Source organism: uncultured Clostridium sp., assembly GCF_934754915.1.
Classification (GTDB): Bacteria; Bacillota; Clostridia; order Clostridiales; family Clostridiaceae; genus Clostridium.
This window is the reverse complement of the sequence record NZ_CAKVKB010000216.1, coordinates 1-4,074: the sequence shown is the minus strand read 5'-3', so window position 1 is coordinate 4,074 and position 4,074 is coordinate 1. Positions and strand designations below refer to the sequence as shown.

Here is a 4,074-nt window from a genome sequence, read left to right as displayed (position 1 = left end):
TATGATTTTGAGAACGACAGTGATTATACCAGTGTGGAACAGATAGCATCAGAACTGAATGACGGACTTAAAGCAGAAGGATACACAGAATTGTATGCGGTATACGGCTGCTCCATGGGAGGTTCCATTGCGTTGATGACCGCACTTGGACAAAAGATCAGAATCCGGCATTGCGTTATGGATGGCGGAATTACGCCCTATCAGCTGCCATGGATTGTCACGCGCTTCATTGCTCTGAAGGATTATCTCATGATGATGATTGGAAGGGCAGGCGGTGTAGGACTTTTGGAAAAAGCATTCGCAACCGATGACTATTCCAGGGAGGATCTGCAATATGTAGCAGATGTCCTGCGGCATTGCAGCAGGAAAACGTTATGGAGAACCTTTGACTCATGCAATAATTATAAGGTTCCCGATCCACTTCCGGCAATCGATACGCAGATTCATTACTGGTATGCGAAAGACGAGGAGAAGGAGAGAAAAAAGGATCTTCATTATATGAAAACAAAATTTCCACAGACAGAGTTTCAAGTATTACCGGATCTGGGACATGGCGGACTTGTCTTACAGAAGCCGGAATTATTTGTGGAAATGATGGAGAAGTTATAGAGACAATTTATCTGAATTTCACTTGAATTTTTTAGTGCTTTAGGTTATATTATATCTTAAACAAAATAAAAATTTGACACGATACAAGAGGCATTTTATGCAATCTGATACGAGACGGATTATGCCCTTTGTATCGTTTTTTTTGCGTATACAGGGGGATGTGCTTTTTATCGTCAAAGAAGGAGGTCGTTCCAATGGAACAAAAACAAAATGCTTTTCTCGAAACGGAAAAGTTAACAAAACTTATGCGGAAGTATTCCATTCCCTGTGTGATTTCTCTGGTGGTTGGTGCACTATATAACATCGTTGACCAGATTTTCATCGCTAATGCCGATTACCTTGGCTCTTACGGTAATGCAGCCAATACCGTTGTTTTTCCACTGACCGTTCTGGCACTTGGCATTGCGGTGATGATTGGTGACGGATGCTGTGCCTTTGTCAGTATTGCACTGGGAGGTAATAAGAAGGAGGATGCACACCGTAGTGTGGGAAACTCCATTGTTCTATGCATAATCAGTAGTATTATTCTGACGGTTATTTATCTGATTTTTAAAGAACCGATTCTGACTCTGTTTGGAGGAAAGGTTAATACGGAGACCTATGTCTTGTCAAAAGAATACTTCTTTTGGATTGCGCTGGGCATACCATTCTATATGTTCGGGCAGGCCATGAACCCCATTATTCGAAGTGACGGAAGTCCTAAATTTGCAATGGCGGCAACACTTAGTGGTGCCGTTGCAAACATTATTCTTGACCCCGTTTTTATTTATGCCTTTAAGTGGGGAATGATGGGGGCGGCAGTAGCAACGGTCATAGGACAGATTTTGACAGCAGGACTTTCCATCTGGTATTTGTGCCACATGAAAGCCGTGAAAATTGAAAAGAGCAGTTTCAGGCTTAGCGGCAGACTGATCCCTAAATTTCTTGCTTTGGGTATGACCAGCTTTCTGGCGCAGGTTTCTCTTGTGGTTTCTATGGCTGCGGTGCAGAATACCTGTATGAAATATGGTGCACTGGATCCGGTTTTCGGACAGACGGAATATGCACAGATTCCCCTGGCCGTACTGGGAATTGTAATGAAATTCTTCCAGATTGCAATTTCCATTGCCATTGGTCTGGCAGCCGGTTGTATTCCGGTGGTAGGATATAACATCGGGGCCGGACGGAAGGACCGGGCAAAATCACTTTTTACCTATCTGTTGACAACCGAAGCGGTTGTGGGTGGTATTGCACTTATCATTGTGGAATGTTTTCCTTTACAAATTGCGAATCTGTTCGGTGCGGCAAATGAAAGTGCCTACTATGCGGATTTCGCTGTTAAATGCTTCCGCATCTATCTGTGTATGATGATTCTGGCAACAGTTAACAAGGGGACGTTCATTTATTTGCAGGCTCTTGGAAAAGCAGCAGTGTCTACGATAATTTCCCTGACCCGTGAAATTATTTTTGGTGTATTTCTGCCTATCCTTATGCCCATCTTTATGGGACTGGATGGACTGCTGTGGTCTTTTCCGGTGGCAGATATTTTAACCTTTGTCATTGCAGCTTACTTTATTCGTCAGACTTATAAGGAACTGGGTGACAGTACTCAGACCAAACAGTTAAGGGAGGAATGAAAATGAATAACAGAATTATTACGATCAGTCGTGAATTTGGCAGTGGCGGCCGTACCATTGGTAAAAAAACTGCTGAGAAACTTGGGCTCCCCTGTTATGATGCAGAGCTGATCCATGAGCTTTCTGAAAAAAGTGGATTCGCGGAAGAGTACATCAAAGAGGCAGGAGAATACACTCCAGGCAATTACCTGTCCAGTTTGTTTGTGAACCGGTCATTCGGACAGACCAATGAGGATATTCTATGGAATCTGCAATGCAGAATAATTTCTGAACTTGTCCAAAAGGAGCCATGTGTAATTGTAGGACGTTGTGCAGATTACATTCTTCGTGAGCAGGCAGATTGTCTGAAGGTTTTTATTCACGCGGATACAGATTTCCGGGCTGAACGTATTGTAAAGGTATATGGTGAAAGAGAACAATCTCCGGAACAGCGTTTGCAGGATAAGGATAAGCGCAGAGCCTCCTATTATCGTTTTTACACTAATATGAAATGGGGACAGGCACAGAATTATCATCTTTCACTGGATAGTGGTGAATTTGGAATTGACAGGTGTGTAGAGATTATCAGCAGCCTTTACTAAAATAAGAGCAGCAAATCTTGAAAAAGATTTGCTGCTTTTGAATTTGCGTTCTTTCTTTATTTTTGAACATGCTCCTTCGACAGAATATAGGTTAATACCTGTTCTCTTGGGATATCCAGCGCAATACTAAGTTCGGAATAGAGAACTTCTTCGGCCATCCGCATATATTTCTGATCCCGGCTGGTTACGTTCTTTCCTTCTTTGATCCGGTTTTGCTGATGCTGATAAATACATTTGATTAAGCGGATCCATTCCGTATAATCATAACTTCGCATACAGCTCTTGTACAATTCCTCGGCTGTCTTGTCATCGGAGGCCTTTAAGGGATCGATCTGGTCAAGTTTTGCAATCAGTTCTTCGGCTTCCTGCCTGGAAATGATCTTCCGCATCTTACCTTCGGCAGAATCCGCAGGAACATATAATTTTCCCCCTTGTAAAACTGGTAAAAGAACATAATAAGTCCGATCCTTTGCGATACCGGGAATATCCGGAGCTTCGAATCCTTCTACGCGGCAGACGCCCTTTTGTTCATATACGACATATTCTCCTTTGGTAAACATTCGCTTCCCACCTTTCTATTTTTTATTATAAAGGAAGAAAATTTTTTTCGTAAGTAGTTTTTTAGGTGTGCAAATGCTAAAATAATAGGATCAAACAAAGATGCGGACTTGGAACAGGGGAAATAGCACAAGTATATGGAAAGAATCGGATCAGAAAATAATAAAGTAGGGAAAATGGAACAGGAGCAGATGGCGCCATGATTCTTCCGGAGGGAACTATACCGAAAATGGAGATCCCGTCGGATCTGGTTCCGCATTGTCCGAAATGCGGAAGACCCATGAGCATGAATCTCCGGGCAGATGATACTTTCGTGGAGGACGAGGGCTGGCACCGGGCAGCGGAACGGTATTCAGAATTCCTGCGCAGGCATGAAGGATTGAAGATCCTGTTTTTGGAGCTGGGCGTCGGTTACAACACGCCGGGCATTATCAAATATCCCTTCTGGCATATGACCGCTGAGAATCCCAAGGCGGTGTATGCCTGCCTGAACTCCGGGGAATCCTATGCACCCGATGAAATCAGGAAGAGATCGGTATGCATGGATGGAGATATCGGAGAGATTCTTGCGCAACTTTAAAAAAATTTGTCAGGAGAGAATTGCAATAATCAGAATAACAATCTATTTCAACAAGGTATTTTAATATAAATTTTAGAATTTTTGTGTTGAAAAATAGATATTTTCATCATAAAATAAAGTTAGAAAAGAA

Annotated in this window: 4 protein-coding genes and 1 pseudogene; 4 read left to right on the top strand and 1 reads right to left on the bottom strand. The window is 42.6% G+C overall.

Annotated features, from left to right (window positions below; all coding sequences use genetic code 11):
- The 3 genes from Q0F58_RS17685 to Q0F58_RS17675 all read left to right on the top strand — a co-directional run.
- Positions 1 to 609: alpha/beta fold hydrolase (locus tag Q0F58_RS17685; RefSeq protein WP_294379178.1), on the top strand; the 609-nt coding region annotated here is incomplete at its 5' end.
- Positions 610 to 803: 194 nt separating this feature from the next.
- Positions 804 to 2,225, top strand: coding sequence for an MATE family efflux transporter (locus tag Q0F58_RS17680; RefSeq protein ID WP_294379177.1), 1,422 nt, complete (start codon positions 804 to 806; stop codon positions 2,223 to 2,225).
- Between the two features lie 2 nt (positions 2,226 to 2,227).
- Positions 2,228 to 2,806, top strand: coding sequence for an AAA family ATPase (locus Q0F58_RS17675; protein ID WP_294379176.1), 579 nt, complete (start codon positions 2,228 to 2,230; stop codon positions 2,804 to 2,806).
- A 56-nt stretch (positions 2,807 to 2,862) separates the two neighbouring features.
- Here the strand turns inward: Q0F58_RS17675 and Q0F58_RS17670 are convergent, their stop codons facing one another.
- Positions 2,863 to 3,366, bottom strand: coding sequence for a CarD family transcriptional regulator (locus tag Q0F58_RS17670; protein ID WP_294379175.1), 504 nt, complete (start codon positions 3,364 to 3,366; stop codon positions 2,863 to 2,865).
- Between the two features lie 227 nt (positions 3,367 to 3,593).
- Between Q0F58_RS17670 and Q0F58_RS17665 the strand changes: the two are divergent.
- Positions 3,594 to 3,944 (top strand): annotated as a pseudogene (locus Q0F58_RS17665) (Sir2 silent information regulator family NAD-dependent deacetylase); the annotation flags it as partial.
- Positions 3,945 to 4,074 lie beyond the last annotated feature (130 nt).

What these genes read in the sequence shown, in the direction of transcription:
- Q0F58_RS17680 (WP_294379177.1), top strand. Translation starts at nt 804, where the DNA reads ATGGAACAAAAACAAAATGCTTTTCTCGAAACGGAAAAGTTAACAAAA.
- Q0F58_RS17675 (WP_294379176.1), top strand. Translation starts at nt 2,228, where the DNA reads ATGAATAACAGAATTATTACGATCAGTCGTGAATTTGGCAGTGGCGGC.
- Q0F58_RS17670 (WP_294379175.1), bottom strand. Translation starts at nt 3,366, where the DNA reads ATGTTTACCAAAGGAGAATATGTCGTATATGAACAAAAGGGCGTCTGC.